This window comes from Streptomyces sp. NPDC019937 (assembly GCF_040631655.1).
In the GTDB taxonomy this organism is placed as follows: Bacteria; Actinomycetota; Actinomycetes; order Streptomycetales; family Streptomycetaceae; genus Streptomyces.
The window spans coordinates 1-14,025 of sequence record NZ_JBEYAL010000091.1 but is presented as its reverse complement, the minus strand read 5'-3'; the positions used below and the strand labels follow the sequence as shown (position 1 = coordinate 14,025).

Annotated in this window: 13 protein-coding genes; 6 read left to right on the top strand and 7 right to left on the bottom strand. The window is 71.9% G+C overall.

Going from position 1 to position 14,025, the window contains the following annotated elements; all coding sequences use genetic code 11:
- Window positions 1-114: 114 nt before the first annotated feature.
- Both ABZ562_RS40710 and ABZ562_RS40705 read right to left on the bottom strand, forming a co-directional pair.
- Window positions 115-1,494, bottom strand: a complete 1,380-nt coding sequence (locus ABZ562_RS40710; RefSeq protein WP_361490410.1) for a pitrilysin family protein — start codon at window positions 1,492-1,494, stop codon at window positions 115-117.
- Complete coding sequence (locus tag ABZ562_RS40705; protein WP_361490408.1) at window positions 1,491-2,801, bottom strand: insulinase family protein; 1,311 nt, start codon at window positions 2,799-2,801, stop codon at window positions 1,491-1,493. Before ABZ562_RS40705 ends, ABZ562_RS40710 begins: the two co-directional genes overlap by 4 nt.
- A 195-nt stretch (window positions 2,802-2,996) precedes the next feature.
- Here ABZ562_RS40705 and ABZ562_RS40700 point away from each other — a divergent pair, with 195 nt between their 5' ends.
- Window positions 2,997-3,179, top strand: a complete 183-nt coding sequence (locus tag ABZ562_RS40700) for an LxmA leader domain family RiPP (RefSeq protein WP_361490405.1) — start codon at window positions 2,997-2,999, stop codon at window positions 3,177-3,179.
- Window positions 3,180-3,281: 102 nt separating this feature from the next.
- Here ABZ562_RS40700 and ABZ562_RS40695 read toward each other — a convergent pair whose 3' ends face one another.
- Both ABZ562_RS40695 and ABZ562_RS40690 read right to left on the bottom strand, forming a co-directional pair.
- Entirely contained in the window at window positions 3,282-3,749 is a 468-nt protein-coding gene (locus ABZ562_RS40695; RefSeq protein WP_361490402.1) for a hypothetical protein, read from the bottom strand.
- Window positions 3,746-4,018 carry a helix-turn-helix transcriptional regulator gene (locus tag ABZ562_RS40690; RefSeq protein ID WP_361490399.1) on the bottom strand — a complete coding sequence of 91 codons (273 nt, stop codon included), beginning with the start codon at window positions 4,016-4,018 and terminating at the stop codon, window positions 3,746-3,748. Before ABZ562_RS40690 ends, ABZ562_RS40695 begins: the two co-directional genes overlap by 4 nt.
- A gap of 92 nt (window positions 4,019-4,110) precedes the next feature.
- On the opposite strand from ABZ562_RS40690, the gene ABZ562_RS40685 reads away from it, so the two are divergent.
- Together ABZ562_RS40685 and ABZ562_RS40680 are read left to right on the top strand one after the other, a co-directional pair.
- Window positions 4,111-5,079, top strand: a complete 969-nt coding sequence (locus ABZ562_RS40685; protein WP_361490396.1) for an LLM class flavin-dependent oxidoreductase — start codon at window positions 4,111-4,113, stop codon at window positions 5,077-5,079.
- Complete coding sequence (locus ABZ562_RS40680; protein ID WP_361490395.1) at window positions 5,072-6,196, top strand: hypothetical protein; 1,125 nt, start codon at window positions 5,072-5,074, stop codon at window positions 6,194-6,196. Before ABZ562_RS40685 ends, ABZ562_RS40680 begins: the two co-directional genes overlap by 8 nt.
- On the opposite strand, the gene ABZ562_RS40675 is transcribed toward ABZ562_RS40680, so the two are convergent.
- Window positions 6,180-6,860 (bottom strand): GPP34 family phosphoprotein, encoded by a 681-nt coding sequence (locus ABZ562_RS40675; RefSeq protein WP_361490393.1) that lies wholly within the window; start codon window positions 6,858-6,860, stop codon window positions 6,180-6,182. The two genes, ABZ562_RS40680 and ABZ562_RS40675, sit on opposite strands and share 17 nt — an antisense overlap.
- A gap of 161 nt (window positions 6,861-7,021) precedes the next feature.
- On the opposite strand from ABZ562_RS40675, the gene ABZ562_RS40670 reads away from it, so the two are divergent.
- The gene (locus tag ABZ562_RS40670; RefSeq protein WP_361490390.1) at window positions 7,022-9,082 is read left to right on the top strand and encodes a thioredoxin domain-containing protein; all 2,061 of its coding nucleotides are present in this window, start codon (window positions 7,022-7,024) and stop codon (window positions 9,080-9,082) included.
- A 49-nt stretch (window positions 9,083-9,131) separates the two neighbouring features.
- Here ABZ562_RS40670 and ABZ562_RS40665 read toward each other — a convergent pair whose 3' ends face one another.
- Window positions 9,132-9,755 (bottom strand): TetR family transcriptional regulator, encoded by a 624-nt coding sequence (locus tag ABZ562_RS40665; protein ID WP_361490387.1) that lies wholly within the window; start codon window positions 9,753-9,755, stop codon window positions 9,132-9,134.
- Between the two features lie 26 nt (window positions 9,756-9,781).
- Window positions 9,782-10,480: a hemolysin III family protein gene (locus tag ABZ562_RS40660; protein WP_361490385.1), complete on the bottom strand. Its 699-nt coding sequence runs from the start codon at window positions 10,478-10,480 to the stop codon at window positions 9,782-9,784.
- Window positions 10,481-10,732: 252 nt separating this feature from the next.
- Here ABZ562_RS40660 and ABZ562_RS40655 point away from each other — a divergent pair, with 252 nt between their 5' ends.
- Complete coding sequence (locus ABZ562_RS40655) at window positions 10,733-12,562, top strand: phosphoenolpyruvate carboxykinase (GTP) (protein WP_361490382.1); 1,830 nt, start codon at window positions 10,733-10,735, stop codon at window positions 12,560-12,562.
- A 163-nt stretch (window positions 12,563-12,725) separates the two neighbouring features.
- Window positions 12,726-13,916: a mandelate racemase/muconate lactonizing enzyme family protein gene (locus tag ABZ562_RS40650; protein ID WP_361490380.1), complete on the top strand. Its 1,191-nt coding sequence runs from the start codon at window positions 12,726-12,728 to the stop codon at window positions 13,914-13,916.
- The last annotated feature ends 109 nt before the right edge of the window (window positions 13,917-14,025 follow it).

Below are 14,025 nucleotides of genomic sequence, written 5' to 3'. Positions count from 1 at the left end.
GCGCGGGGCCCACCCCCCCCGGCCCCCCCCCCCCAGCACCCCCCCCCCCCGCCCCCGGGGCCGGCGCCCCCCCCTCCCCCCATCCGGGAAGCACAGCCCCCGTGCGCGGAGCCGTCAGAAGTCGAGTTCGCCGGTGGCGCCCCGGCGCAGCGGTGCCACCGCCGCGGCGTCGCCGACGATCACACCCGTGAAAGCGGAGGGCCGGAAGAACCGTCGGGCCGCCTCGCCGACCGCGTCGTACGGCACGCCTTCCAGCAGCGGTCCCCAGTTGTGCAACCAGTCGGAACCGACACCGATGTGCAGCAGGTTCGCCAGACCTGATGCCAGTGCGCCCGGTGACGACATCGCCGTCGCGGTGGAACCGGACGCGTAGCTCCTGGCGGCGTCGACCTCCCTCTCCGACGGCGGCTCGGCCGTCATGCGCTCCAGCTCTTCCTTGATCACCGCGAGGGCCGGCACGGTGTGCTCGGCGGCGGTGTCGGCCTCGACCATCAGCGTCGAGGCCCCCGGTACCGACTCCACGCCCGAACCGAGCTGATAGGCGTACCCCTCGCCCTCGCGCAGACGGGCGACCAGCCGGGAGGCGAACGACCCGCCGAAGACCAACTGGGCCAGGTGCAGGGCCGGGTAGCCCGGGTCCGTCCGGGGCAGCGCGGGGGTGGCGAGCCGGATCAGGCTCTGCACGGACCCGGGCCGGTCCACGGGGAGCAGTGGCCCGCCGGCGAACCACGGTGGCACCTCGGGTGTGCCGCCTGCCGGCCCCGCCTCCCACGACCCGAACACTTCCCGGACCGTGGCGACGGCTTCCTCCGGCCGCAGGTCTCCGACCAGCACGAGCACCGCCCCTCTTGCCCCCAGGTGCCGCGCGTGCAGCTTCGCCAAGGCGTCCGGTGTGCAGGCGGCGGCCACGTCGGGTGTCGGCTGCCGCCGGGCGGCGGCCTCCTCGCCGTACCGCCGTCGCAGCAGCGCGTGCTGGGCGAGGGCCGCCGGCTGGTGGGTGGCCAGCCGTATGCGGCGTGCCAGCCGTTCGCGTTCGGGGAGGACGACGTCCTCCGTCAGCCGTGGCGCACGGAGGGATTCGGCCAGCAGCGCGAGTACGGGCGGCAGGGAGCCGGCCATGGTGTGCCCGGCGAGGGTGAGTTTGCGGGCGTCCGCGGCGGAGTTCAGGGTGGCGCCGTGCGCGGCGAGCGCCGCGTCGTAGTCGTCCGCGTTCCGGTGCGCGGTGCCTTGCGGCAGGACCCCGGCCAGCAGTTGGCACAGCGCCACCTCGCCGGAGCCGGCGGCGGCGTACGGGACGGTGAGCCGGATCTCGACGAGGGGGACGACGGGTGCCGAACAGACCACCACCCGCAGTCCGTTGTCGAGAGTGATGTCGACGTCGGGCAGCGGCAGCCGCCCGTGCGGGTGGCGCGCGTCCGTGCCGCTCACCGCCGTACGGCCGGCATCCGGTCGGCTTCCGTGGGGCCGGCGCTCGCTCACCACGCCTCCGGTCATGCCGCCTTCTCCCGCGCGGCACCCCGTGGCGCGGCTTCTCCCGGTATGAAGCGCACGACCGTCCGGTGCGCGGCCCTGAGCCGGGCGGCGGCCCGGCCCACCTGTTCACCGGTCACCCCCGTCCGTACCAGCTCCGGCAGCGCGTGCGTCAACTCGGCCTCGCCGAACAGCGTTTCGCGCAGACCGAGCAACTGTGCCCGGGTGCCCGGGTCACCGAGTTCGCGCAGCGCCCCGGCGGCCCAGCGGGCGGTCGTGGCGCGCAGCAGGCCGGCGTCGATGTCGTCCCTCGCCAGCGCCTCCAGCGTGCCGTCCAGCGCGGCCAGGACGTCTTCGGCGCCGTGCTCGTGCTCGTGCACCGCGAACAGCGTCAGCAGATCGGGCCCCGCCGTGTCCAGCGGCAGCCCGAACAGACCGCAGCCCACCGAGAGGCTCGACACCTCCGCGGCAGCGGTCGGCCCTCGGCGCAGCAGGGCTTGCCTGCCCTGTCCGAGCAGCGCGGCCAGCACGAGGTGCGCGAGATAATCGGCGCGCTCGGCGACCGGGTCCGGCATCCGGTAGCCCACCGCCACCGCGGGCGACCCGGCGTGCGGGTCGGCGACCGTCAGCCGCCGCTCCTCTCGCGGCAACGGCTCGTGCGCGTCGGGCGCGACCACCGACGGACGCGCCGGCAGGGTCCCGAAGTGCCTGCGTACGAGACGCTCCGCCGTCCCCGGGGCGAACGCGCCGGTCAGTGTCAGCACGATATTTCCGGGGCCGTAGTGGTCGGCGAAAAACCTCTCGCACAGCGGAATGTCGAATGTTGCCAGGTCGGCGGTTTCGCCATATCCGTCCCTGGTGTTCTCCGCGCGGCTGTGCAGGGTGCGCGGCAGTACCCAGGGGAAAGTGCCGTACGGGCGATTGCGCACCATGAGACGGATCTCCTCGTCAATCACCGCGGTCTGGGTGCGCAGGGTGCGAGCGGAAATGCAAGGCGAGCGTATTCGGTCCGCTTCGAGCGCGAGCAGCATTTCCAATGCGGGGGCGGGGGCGGCGGCGTAATAAACCGTCACATCCTGACGCGTTCTGGCGTCGCCGAAACCGCCGACGCGCTGCACCTGGGGCAGGTACCCCTCGGGTGCGGCACGGCGACCGCCTTGGAAGACCAGGTGTTCGAAGAGGTGCGCGAGGCCCGTATGTCCCTTGGGCTCGGTCCGGAAACCGACGCCGCAGTGCACCGCGATGCCGATCGAGGCGCCTGCGGGATCCGGTGCCATCAGCACCCGAAGACCATTGTCCAATACCAGGCGGTGCAGCTGATTCCGGGTCATCCGGGCGAGTGTAGAACGGGGTCGGGTACCGGCTCAACGGGGAGCGTTGACCGATAGCGGCCAGTGTCCGCATGCGGTCAACCCCATTGCCATCACGGCGCCGGTCGGGGAATGGTTCTGTCGCGGCCGGAGAGCGCGCTTTATCAAATGGGCGATCCGGTCGGCGATCAATTCCACTGTCACCCAACGGGAGTCATGATGAACACCCAGTCCCTCATCAGCGGCTACTCCGCCTACGCCGACGCCGACGAGATCGTTCCGGCGGTGGAGGCCCCGGGCGCCACCATCACCATCACCACCTCGTCGCAGGCGTGCATCTCCGCCGCGTCCGCCGTCTCGGCCGTGTCGATCGACAACACGTTCGACCACTCCTGCTGAACCGCGTGACCCGCTGAGAAGCAGGGCGGGTGCCCACCGCCGCAATCGGTGGGCACCCGCCCTGCCGCACGATAACCGGATCACCGGTCTCCGCGTGTCGCGTCACTCGTCGTGATCCGCCTCGGCGTCCCCGACGCCCGCACCGGACAACCCCAGGATGATGGAGGGCAGCGCCGATGACGTCAGCATCAGTGTGGTCAGCAGCGCGGGCATCCGCTCGATCATTCCGGGCTCGTTCTGGAAGACGACCATGAGCAGGACGACGGCCATGCCGGCGCCGACCGCGCACTGGTATCCGATGAAGGAGACCCGGTCGCGCAGCCCGCGTTCGCGTTCGTCCAGTCCTTTCAGCGGCCGTTCGGCCACGCCGCGGGTCATCGAGCGCAGCACGCCCCACACCAGCAGCCAGACGGCGAAGGCCACGAGCCACCACGAGTCGGAGAACGCGTTGCCCTCGGAGACGAGCGACAGCACCACCATGATCGCGCTCAGCGCGCAGAGTGCGAGCGCTACGGGGGACGTGGGGCTGCGGACCATGTCCGTTGCCTCGCCGGAACCCTGCCGACTCATGAGCGGGCCTCCTTGTTGTACAGCTGGGCGGACAGTGGGGTGAAGGGCTTGCGACTGAAGATCGCTTCGATGGGCAGCTCGAACACGTCGCTGAACCGGAACGCCAGATCGAGGCTCGGGAAGTAGTCGCCCCGTTCGATGGCACCGATGGTCTGCGGGTGCACTTCCACCAACTTGGCCAGTGCGACCCTGCTGAGGCCGCGCTCCGCGCGGAGCACTCTCAGCTGGTTGTAGATCGCCATTCCCTCGCGATGGCTCACTGGGCTCATGCAAGGAACGTAGTGGAAACACAACAGTTCGTCAAGGAAAAGCAATAGCTGGCAGGAGTCACAGCAGCCAGAGACAAGGGAAGGTGTGCCAGATGCTCCCGAGCGTGCTCGTGCCCAACATGCCGGACACCCCGGATGCCCTGCGGCCCTACGCCGAGCTGGTACGCGACACCGGTGCGCGCCGCCTGTGGACCGGGCAGTCGCTCAAGGTGGAGACCCACCAGGCGTTCGCCCATCTCGCCGGCGCGGGGGTACGCGTCCCCATAGGCACCAGCGTGACCCTGATGCCGCTGCGCCATCCGTACGAGGCCGCCCTCCAGGCACGCTCACTGGCCCTGATGACCGGTCAGGCGGTGGTGGCCGGATACGGCGTCGGCGCGCCGGCGTTCGTGCGCAGCCTCAACGGACGCCCCTATCCCAGCCCGCGGACGATGGCCGCGGACTACCTGCGCACGGTCCGCTCCCTGCTCGACGGGGAGGTCGTCGACCACGCGGGCGACTACCACGCGCTGCGGGGGCGGCTGATCCCCATGGAGCATCCCGGCGTGGAGGTCGGCGTGGGGGTGCTGCGCCCCAACATGGCGCGTACCGCCGGTGGCGTCGCGGATGTCGCCATCACCTGGATGACCCCGCCCGGATACGTCGCCGAGACCCTGCTGCCGGCCCTGGAGGAAGGGGGCAAGGACAGGGACGCCCGCTGCCGCGTGGCGACCGTCGTCCACGTCGCGGTGGAGCGCGGCGGACGGGACCCGTACTCGCTCGCCCACACCGCTGCCGCCGGACACCTCTCGGCCGACCACTACACGGACATGCTGCGCCGGGCCGGTGTGCCGGCCGAATCGTCCGACCCGGGGGCCGGTGCCGTCGCCCTGGTGGACAGCGGCACCTACGTGTTCGGCTCGGCGGACCACATCGCCGCCCGGCTCGACGCGTACCGGGACGCCGGGGTGGACGAGGTGATCCTCAACTGCGCGGGGGTGCTCTTCACCGAGGGACGGGAGGCGGCGTTCCGGGATGCCCGGGAGATCATCGAGGCTGTCCGGCGGCGGCACGGTGGCTGAGCCCATCACCGTACGGGAGTACGGCACCCGCTATCTGCGGATCACCGTGCGATACCACGGGAACACCGGATTCAGCTGGCTGCGCGCCCCCGGGCCGGCCCACACCCGTCCGCAGCGCCTGCCCCCGACGGCGGTCGGCGCGGCCTTGCGCCGCGTCGACACCGCCGTCAGCACGCCCGGCGCCGTCGGCACGCCCGGCGCCGTCAGCACGCCCGGCGCCGTCGGCACCCCCACCGGCAACGCCCCCGAAGACCGGCGCGGTGCCCGGCTCGCCCTGGGGGAGTGGGCCGCCGACCCGGCGTCGCGGGGGGAGACGCGGTCGAGTGCGCGGTCCGGTGTGCTGTACCGCGTGCCGGGCGCCGTCTCCGTGGCCCGGCTGCTGCCCTCCGGTGACGACACCGCCTTCCGGCTCTCCGTACGTGCCCTGGCGGGCGCGGGCAGGACACTTCGGCGGCTGCACCACGAGCCGTGGGAGCTGCCCAAGCGGCCGCCGCACCACGGTGTGCGACGGCTCCTCGCCTGGGTCTCCGGAGAGGAGAGCACCCCTGACACGACGCGGCTGCGCGCGTTGGCCCGCACCCGGCTCGGCCCCTCGCTGTGGGCGCGGCTGACGGACTGGGCCGAGGCCGCGAACGAACCACCCGGCGGGGGAGGCGCCGTCCTGCTGCACGGTGCGCCCAGCACCGGCTGGCTGGTCCCCTCCCCCGACGGTGATCACACCGCCCTGCTCACCGGGGAGGAGGTCACCGGAGGCGACCCCGCCCTCGACCTCGGATGGCTCCTCGGCGAGTTGCACGAACTGCGCGCGGCCGCCGCACGCGGACTCGGCTCCGCCGGACAGGGCCCGCCGGTCGACTACGGGATCGCGGCCCACGCCCTGCTCTCCGGCTACACCGGCGGCGACGGCACCGCCGCCCTCCCGCACGGCACCGCACGCGCGGCCACCCTCCGACTGGCCGTCCACATGCGGGACTTCGCCTCGTTCGTCGGCTGGCACGCGGACCTGCGCCACTACTGCGACCTGCTTGCGGAAACGCTCACCGAGGACGGCGCTCCCACGCTTCGGTGGGCCACCCCCGCGACACTCACCGAGGACGCCGTCAGCCGCCCGCGATGACCGTCGTCGTCACCGTCACCGCGATGATCGCCGTCAGGGCGTCCTCCGCGGCCTTGACGACGTGGCGCACCGCCGTCGCGGACCACTGGCCGTGTGAGATCGACTCCATGGCCGCCGTGACCCGGCGCGCGTCGGCGTCCGGGAAGGCCAGGCGGTGCAGTTTCGCTCCGTGCAGCAGGGCCACCAGGCTCGCCGTGCGGGCGTCCGGCGGCGCGCCCTGGAGGACGACCGCGTCGAGGCGCTGCCGCACTGCCGCCTCCACCGAGCCGTCGGCCTCCGGATAGCGGCGCACGGGGAAGAGGCCGAGCACCTTTTTCTTCTCCTCCCGGACCAGCCCCTTCTCGATCAGGGCCGTGTTCGCCCGGGCCACCGCGTCCGTCTTCAGCCGGTTGATCCAGTCCTTGGTCCTGCCCGGATCGGCCTTGCCTCCGATGGCGGCGAGTGCGGAGTCGAGGGCGGGCTCGCCCAGTGGCGTCGCGTCGACGACGGCGACCCTGTCGTCGGCCACCTCGATCCGGCCGGCCAGGGCGAGTTCCACCAGCGAGGCCGCGGAGATCGCCAGGGCCACCTTCGCCGGCTCCTTCGCGGCGCCGGACTCGTCGTCCAAGGAGAGGAGCAGGAGCTGCTCGCCCAGTGTGGTGGGGGTTTCCGTGGGCGGTTCCATCGCTGTCTCCTCCGGCGTTCGGGTGCGTCCTGCTGAGTCCCAGGCGAGACTAGCGGCATCGCCCGTCAGCAGGGAGCCGGACAGCCGCCCCTGTGGACAACCGGACAGTCGCCCCTGTGGACAACTCACCCGGGCCCCGCGCCGTGGGGGAGGATGGGGGTATGCCGAACCGCCTGGCGCACGAAACGTCCCCCTACCTCCTGCAGCACGCCGACAATCCGGTCGACTGGCGACCGTGGTCGGATGAGGCGTTCGAGGAGGCGCGCAGCCGCGGGGTGCCCGTGCTGCTGAGCGTCGGCTACTCCAGCTGCCACTGGTGCCACGTCATGGCGCACGAGTCGTTCGAGGACGCCGAGACGGCCGAGTATCTGAACGCCCACTTCGTCTCCGTCAAGGTCGACCGCGAGGAGCGGCCGGATGTCGACGCCGTGTACATGGAGGCGGTGCAGGCCGCGACCGGGCAGGGTGGCTGGCCGATGACGGTGTTCCTGACGCCCGAGGCCGAGCCCTTCTACTTCGGCACCTACTTCCCGCCCCGCCCCCGGCCCGGTATGCCCTCCTTCCGGCAGGTGCTGGAGGGCGTCCGCGCCGCGTGGTCCGACCGGCGCGACGAGGTGCGGGACGTGGCCGGGAAGATCGTGCGGGACCTGGCCGAGCGCACCGGCATCGCGCTGGGCTCCGGCGCGCCGCAGCCGCCCGGCGCCGAGGACATGGCGGCCGCGCTGATGGGGCTGACCCGCGAATTCGACGCCGTGCGCGGCGGCTTCGGCGGGGCGCCGAAGTTCCCGCCGTCCATGGCGCTGGAGTTCCTGCTGCGGCACTATGCCCGGACGGGCTCCGAGGGCGCGTTGCAGATGGTGCAGTCCACCTGTGAGGCGATGGCCCGCGGCGGCATCTACGACCAGCTCGGCGGCGGGTTCGCACGCTACTCCGTCGATGCGGAATGGATCGTTCCGCATTTCGAGAAGATGCTGTACGACAACGCGCTGCTGTGCCGCGTCTACGCCCACCTGTGGCGCGCCACCGGCTCGGACCTCGCGCGCCGCGTCGCCCTGGAGACCGCCGACTTCCTGGTCCGCGAGATGCGCACCGAGCAGGGCGGATTCGCCTCCGCGCTGGACGCCGACAGCGACGACGGCACCGGCCGGCACGTCGAGGGCGCCTACTACGTCTGGACGCCGGAGCAGCTGCGCGAGGTGCTGGGCGAGGCGGACGCCGAGCAGGCCGCCGCGTATTTCGGGGTGACCGAGGAGGGCACCTTCGACAGTGACATCAGCCGCTGCCGCGGCGGGGGAGCGTCCGTCCTCCAGTTGCCCGACGGCGCGCCCCCGGCCGACGCCGCCCGGCTCGCCTCCGTACGGGAGCGGCTGCTGGCCGCGCGGGAGCGGCGGGAGCGGCCCGGCCGCGACGACAAGATCGTGGCCGCCTGGAACGGGCTGGCCATCGCCGCCCTCGCCGAGACCGGCGCCTATTTCGACCGCCCCGACCTGGTCGAGGCCGCGACCGGGGCCGCCGACCTGCTCGTGCGCCTCCACATGGACACCGGCGGGCGGCTCGCCCGCACCTCGCTGGGCGGAGCCGTGGGCGGCCACGCGGGCGTGCTGGAGGACTACGCCGATGTGGCCGAGGGCTTCCTCGCCCTGGCCGCGGTCTCCGGCGAGGGCGTATGGGTCGACTTCGCGGGGCTGCTCCTGGACACCGTGCTGCACCACTTCGCCGCCGAGGACGGCACCCTGTTCGACACCGCCGACGACGCCGAGGCGCTGATCCGCCGCCCCCAGGACCCGACCGACAACGCCGCCCCCTCGGGCTGGACGGCGGCCGCCGGGGCGCTGCTGTCCTACGCGGCCGTCTCCGGCAGCAGCCGCCACCGGGAGGCGGCCGAGCGGGCCCTGGTCGTGGTGCGGGCGCTGGGGGGACGGGTGCCGCGGTTCATCGGCTGGGGCCTGGCGGTCGCCGAGGCGCTGCTGGACGGGCCGCGCGAGGTGGCCGTCGTCGGACCGGACGACGACCCCGGGACCCGCGCCCTGCACCGGGCCGCGCTGCTGGCCACGGCACCGGGCGCGGTGATCGCGGTGGGTGCTCCCGGCTCCGACGAGGTGCCGCTGCTGGAGGGGCGGGTGCTGCTGGAGGGGCGCCCGGCGGCGTACGTCTGCCGCCACTTCACCTGTGACGCCCCGACCGACGACGTGGCGGCGCTGACGGCCCGGCTCGGCGGCTGACGCCGTAAAGGGGCGGAGGGCGGGGGCTGCGGCGACGGGGGCGCGGCGGTCACAGGGGCAGGCCGCGGGCGAGCATGCCCAGGGCGCGGTCGACGCTGTCCTCCATGGTCTCCACCCGGTGGTGGTCGAAGCAGTGGAAGACCGCCTCCTGGAGGGCCCCGAGGACGGCTCCGACGAGCACCCGCACCTCGAAGTCCTCCGGTGACCGGCCGCTGCGCTCGGCCAGGACCTCTCCCAGCATGGTCCCGGTCCTGGCCATGCCCTCGCCCATGCGGGCGCGCAGCGCCGGGACCTGGCGGATCAGGGTGAGGCGGGTCAGCATCTCCTCGCGCTCGTCGTCGGTGAGCCGCCGCGCCATGTCGATCAGGACGCGCCGCAGGGAGGCGACCGGCGGCTCGTCCAGCGGCCGGTCCCGGATCCCGGCGGCCATGGCCTCGTCGTACTCGTCCGTGAGGACGATGTCCTCCTTGGCGGGGAAGTAGCGGAAGACGGTGCTGGGGGAGACGTCGGCGGCCGCCGCGATCCGGTCCACCGGGGTGGCGTCGTAGCCCTGTTCCGCGAACAGCCGGTAGGCGGCCCGCCGGATCGCCTGCCGGGTCTGGATCTTCTTGCGTTCGCGCAGTCCGGGCCGGTGCCCGGCGGGGGTCGTGTGTGCGGAGCCCATGCCGGTCATTGTCGGGCACCGGCGGGCGGCCGGGCTCAGGAGTGCTGGTAGGCGACCAGCGAGATCCCGATGTAGTGCACGACGAAGGCGGCGAGGGTGAGGGAGTGGAACACCTCGTGGAAGCCGAACCAGCGGGGTGAGGGGTTGGGGCGCTTGGTCCCGTAGATCACCGCGCCCGCGCTGTAGAGCAGGCCGCCGACGACGATCAGCGTCATGACGGCGATGCCGCCGGTGCGCAGGAAGTCCGGCAGGAAGAACACCGCCGCCCAGCCCAGCGCGATGTAGCACGGGGTGTAGAGCCAGCGCGGGGCGCCGACCCAGAACACCCGGAAGGCGATCCCGGCGAGCGCTCCGGCCCACACCAGCCAGAGCAGCAGCTCCTGTTTGCCCCGCGGGAGCAGCAGCAGCGTGAAGGGCGTGTAGGTGCCCGCGATGATCAGGAAAATGTTGGCGTGATCCAGGCGGCGCAGCACCGCCGTGGCGCGCGGGCCCCAATTACCCCGGTGGTACAGGGCACTCGTCCCGAAGAGCGCGCAGGCGGTGAGCGTGAAGATGGCGCACGCGATGCGCCCGCGCGGGCTGTCGGCGAGCGCGGTGAGCACCACTCCGGCGATGAGCGCGGCCGGGAACATGCCGGCGTGCAGCCAGCCGCGCAGCATGGGTTTGAGGGGGAGGGGGGCTGCCTCGGGCCCTGGAGGTTGGTCAACGGCGGCGTCGGGCGCGGCTGCAGTCATGGCGCTCATGCTACCCAGCCACCGTTAGTTACCGGTCGTGTCGAGTGGTGATGGTCACGAAGGTGCCCACTGGACAGATCGCCCACATCGTCGGATGATCAAATGAGCGCGGTCGGCACCGGATGAGCTGAGCATCCGGGTCGCAGCCCCCAAGGGGTAGCTGTCTCCATATGCGGATATGCGTGCACATATCCGCCCAAACCCTCAAACCAAGCGCCGGAGCGAGTGCGGTTCCGGCGGGATGGAGCGATCGTGGCGCCCAGCAATGTGGCTTCCGCCCTCATCACGGCCCCGACCAGGCACCAGGAACTGATCTCCTGGGTCGGCGAGATCGCCGATCTCACCCAGCCCGATGAAGTGGTGTGGTGTGACGGTTCGGAGTCGGAGTACGACCGTCTGTGTGCGCAACTTGTCGAGAAGGGCACGTTCAAACGTCTCGACCCGATCAAGCGCCCCAACTCGTACTACGCGGCCTCCGATCCCCGCGATGTGGCGCGCGTCGAGGACCGCACCTTCATCTGCTCCGAGAAGGAGGCGGACGCGGGTCCGACGAACCACTGGAAAGACCCGTCCGAGATGCGCCGGATCTTCGCGGGCGAACAGGGCATATTCCGGGGCTCGATGCGTGGCCGCACCATGTACGTCGTCCCGTTCTGCATGGGGCCGCTCGGCTCGCCGCTGTCCGCGATCGGCGTCGAGATCACCGACTCCGCGTACGTCGCCGTCTCGATGCGCACGATGACCCGCATGGGCAGCGCCGTACTCGAAGAGCTGGGCGAGGACGGCGCCTTCGTCAAGGCCGTCCACACCCTCGGCGCCCCGCTGGAGCCCGGCCAGGCCGATGTGCCGTGGCCGTGCAACACGACCAAGTACATCTCGCACTTCCCCGAGTCGCGGGAGATCTGGTCCTACGGCTCCGGCTACGGCGGCAACGCGCTGCTCGGCAAGAAGTGCTACGCGCTGCGCATCGCCTCCGTCATGGCGCGTGACGAGGGCTGGCTCGCCGAGCACATGCTGATCCTCAAGCTCACCCCGCCGCGCGGGGAGTCGAAGTACGTCGCCGCGGCCTTCCCGAGCGCCTGCGGCAAGACCAACCTGGCGATGCTGGAGCCGACCATCCCCGGGTGGACCGTCGAGACGATCGGCGACGACATCGCGTGGATGCGGTTCGGCGAGGACGGCCGGCTGTACGCGATCAACCCCGAGGCGGGCTTCTTCGGCGTCGCGCCCGGCACCGGCGAGCACACCAACGCCAACGCGATGAAGACCCTGTGGGGCAACTCCGTCTTCACCAACGTCGCGCTCACCGACGACGGCGACGTGTGGTGGGAGGGCATGACCGAGGAGGCGCCCGCCCACCTCACCGACTGGAAGGGCAACGACTGGACCCCGGCGAGCGAGACGCCCGCGGCCCACCCCAACGCCCGCTTCACCACCCCCGCGGGCCAGTGCCCGATCATCGCGCCCGAGTGGGAGGACCCCAAGGGCGTGCCGATCTCGGCGATCCTCTTCGGCGGCCGCCGCGCCAGCGCGGTCCCGCTGGTCACCGAGTCCTTCGACTGGCAGCACGGCGTCTTCCTCGGCGCCAACGTGGCCAGCGAGAAGACCGCGGCCGCCGAGGGCAAGGTCGGTGAGCTGCGCCGCGACCCGTTCGCGATGCTGCCCTTCTGCGGCTACAACATGGGCGACTACATGGCCCACTGGGTCGACGTCGCCAAGGACAAGGACCAGTCGAAGCTCCCGAAGATCTACTACGTCAACTGGTTCCGCAAGAACGACGAGGGCAAGTTCGTCTGGCCCGGCTTCGGCGAGAACAGCCGCGTCCTGAAGTGGATCGTGGACCGCCTCGACGGCCGCGCCGAGGGTGTCGAGACCCCCATCGGCATCCTGCCGACCAAGGAGTCCCTCGACACCGACGGCCTCGCACTGGACGAGGGGGAGCTGGACTTCCTCCTCAACGTCGACAAGGAGGTGTGGCGCGAGGAGGCCGCCCTGGTCCCCGAGCACCTCAACACCTTCGGTGACCACACGCCGAAGGCGATGTGGGACGAGTACCGGGCGCTGGTTCAGCGCCTGGGCTGAACACCACGTGTATGAACAGGCCGGGCCCGCACCGCACGGTGCGGGCCCGGCCTGTTCACGGATGTGATCAAGGGGAGTTCCTACACCTCGGGTCTGGACGGTTTTCGGAGCGGCGGCGGATGGTAGGTCTCCGACGCCAGCACGATGCCGAGGAGAGCACCGCATGAGTGTCGCCCCCAGTGATTCCGTCGCCTTCAAACCCTTCGCCTCCGCGCCCGGTGAGGCCAGCACCGACCGGATCTCGGCGATCCGGCTCTCCCTGGTGTATCTGCCGCTGCACGCGCCCATCAGCGACGCCAAGGTGCTGACCGGCAGGCAGAAGCCACTCACCGAAGTGGCCTTCCTCTTCGCCGAGATCAGCACCGAGGGCGGCCATGAGGGCCTGGGCTTCAGCTACTCCAAGCGGGCCGGCGGGCCCGCGCTGTACGCCCACGCCCAGGAGATCGCGCCCGAGCTGATCGGCGAGGACCCCAGCGACATCGCCCGGCTGTGGAACAAGCTGGTGTGGGCGGGCGCGTCCATGGGCCGCAGCGGAGCCGCCGTGCAGGCGGTCGCCGCGTTCGACATCGCGCTGTGGGACCTCAAGGCCCGGCGCGCCGGGCTGCCGCTGGCCAAGCTGCTGGGCGCGCACCGCGACGCGGTCAGCGTCTACAACACCTCCGGCGGCTTTCTCTCCACGCCCATCGAGCAGGTGCTGGAGAACATCGACCTGGCCCGCTCCCGGGGCGTCGCCGGGATCAAGCTCAAGGTCGGCTCGCCGGACCCGCGTGTGGACCTCGCCCGGGTGGAGACCGTACGGGAGCATCTGGGAGACGGCGTTCCGCTGATGGTGGACGCCAACCAGCAGTGGGACCGGATCACCGCCACCCGGGTCGGCCGGGTGCTGGAGAAGTTCGACCTCACCTGGATCGAGGAGCCGCTCGACGCGTACGACGCCGAGGGCCACGCGGCCCTCGCCGCCACCCTGGACACGCCCATAGCCACCGGCGAGATGCTGACCAGCGCGCACGAGCACGCGGCGCTCATCGAGGCGGGCTCCTCGGACTTCGTGCAGCCCGACGCCCCACGGGTCGGCGGCATCACCCCTTTCCTGCAGATCATGACGCTCGCCGACTACAAGGGCCGGAGCCTCGCGCCGCACTTCGCGATGGAGATCCATGTCCATCTCTCGGCGGCCTATCCGCGCACCGCGTGGGTCGAGCACTTCGAGTGGCTGGAGCCGCTGTTCAACGAGCGGCTGGAGCTGCGCGAGGGCCGCATGGTCATCCCCGGCCGCGCCGGTCTCGGCCTCTCGCTCAGCGATCAGGCGGCGGCCTGGACGAAGGAGGCGGCCCGCTTCGGCGAGGGCGCCTGACCCCAAAGGTCGCTCCTGGGGGGTGTCGTGTGGATCATGCCGGGCTCCCGACGCCGCTGTGACATCAGCCGCTGCCGCGGCGGGCGGCACCTCGCGGCCCCGCGCTCGT

Excerpts from the sequence above, each read along its gene's own strand:
- ABZ562_RS40700 (WP_361490405.1), top strand. The coding sequence starts at position 2,997 with ATGATGAACACCCAGTCCCTCATCAGCGGCTACTCCGCCTACGCCGAC.
- ABZ562_RS40665 (WP_361490387.1), bottom strand. The coding sequence starts at position 9,755 with ATGACCGGCATGGGCTCCGCACACACGACCCCCGCCGGGCACCGGCCC.
- ABZ562_RS40685 (WP_361490396.1), top strand. The coding sequence starts at position 4,111 with ATGCTCCCGAGCGTGCTCGTGCCCAACATGCCGGACACCCCGGATGCC.
- ABZ562_RS40710 (WP_361490410.1), bottom strand. The coding sequence starts at position 1,494 with ATGACCGGAGGCGTGGTGAGCGAGCGCCGGCCCCACGGAAGCCGACCG.
- ABZ562_RS40705 (WP_361490408.1), bottom strand. The coding sequence starts at position 2,801 with ATGACCCGGAATCAGCTGCACCGCCTGGTATTGGACAATGGTCTTCGG.
- ABZ562_RS40690 (WP_361490399.1), bottom strand. The coding sequence starts at position 4,018 with ATGAGCCCAGTGAGCCATCGCGAGGGAATGGCGATCTACAACCAGCTG.
- ABZ562_RS40675 (WP_361490393.1), bottom strand. The coding sequence starts at position 6,860 with ATGGAACCGCCCACGGAAACCCCCACCACACTGGGCGAGCAGCTCCTG.
- ABZ562_RS40650 (WP_361490380.1), top strand. The coding sequence starts at position 12,726 with ATGAGTGTCGCCCCCAGTGATTCCGTCGCCTTCAAACCCTTCGCCTCC.
- ABZ562_RS40660 (WP_361490385.1), bottom strand. The coding sequence starts at position 10,480 with ATGACTGCAGCCGCGCCCGACGCCGCCGTTGACCAACCTCCAGGGCCC.
- ABZ562_RS40670 (WP_361490390.1), top strand. The coding sequence starts at position 7,022 with ATGCCGAACCGCCTGGCGCACGAAACGTCCCCCTACCTCCTGCAGCAC.
- ABZ562_RS40695 (WP_361490402.1), bottom strand. The coding sequence starts at position 3,749 with ATGAGTCGGCAGGGTTCCGGCGAGGCAACGGACATGGTCCGCAGCCCC.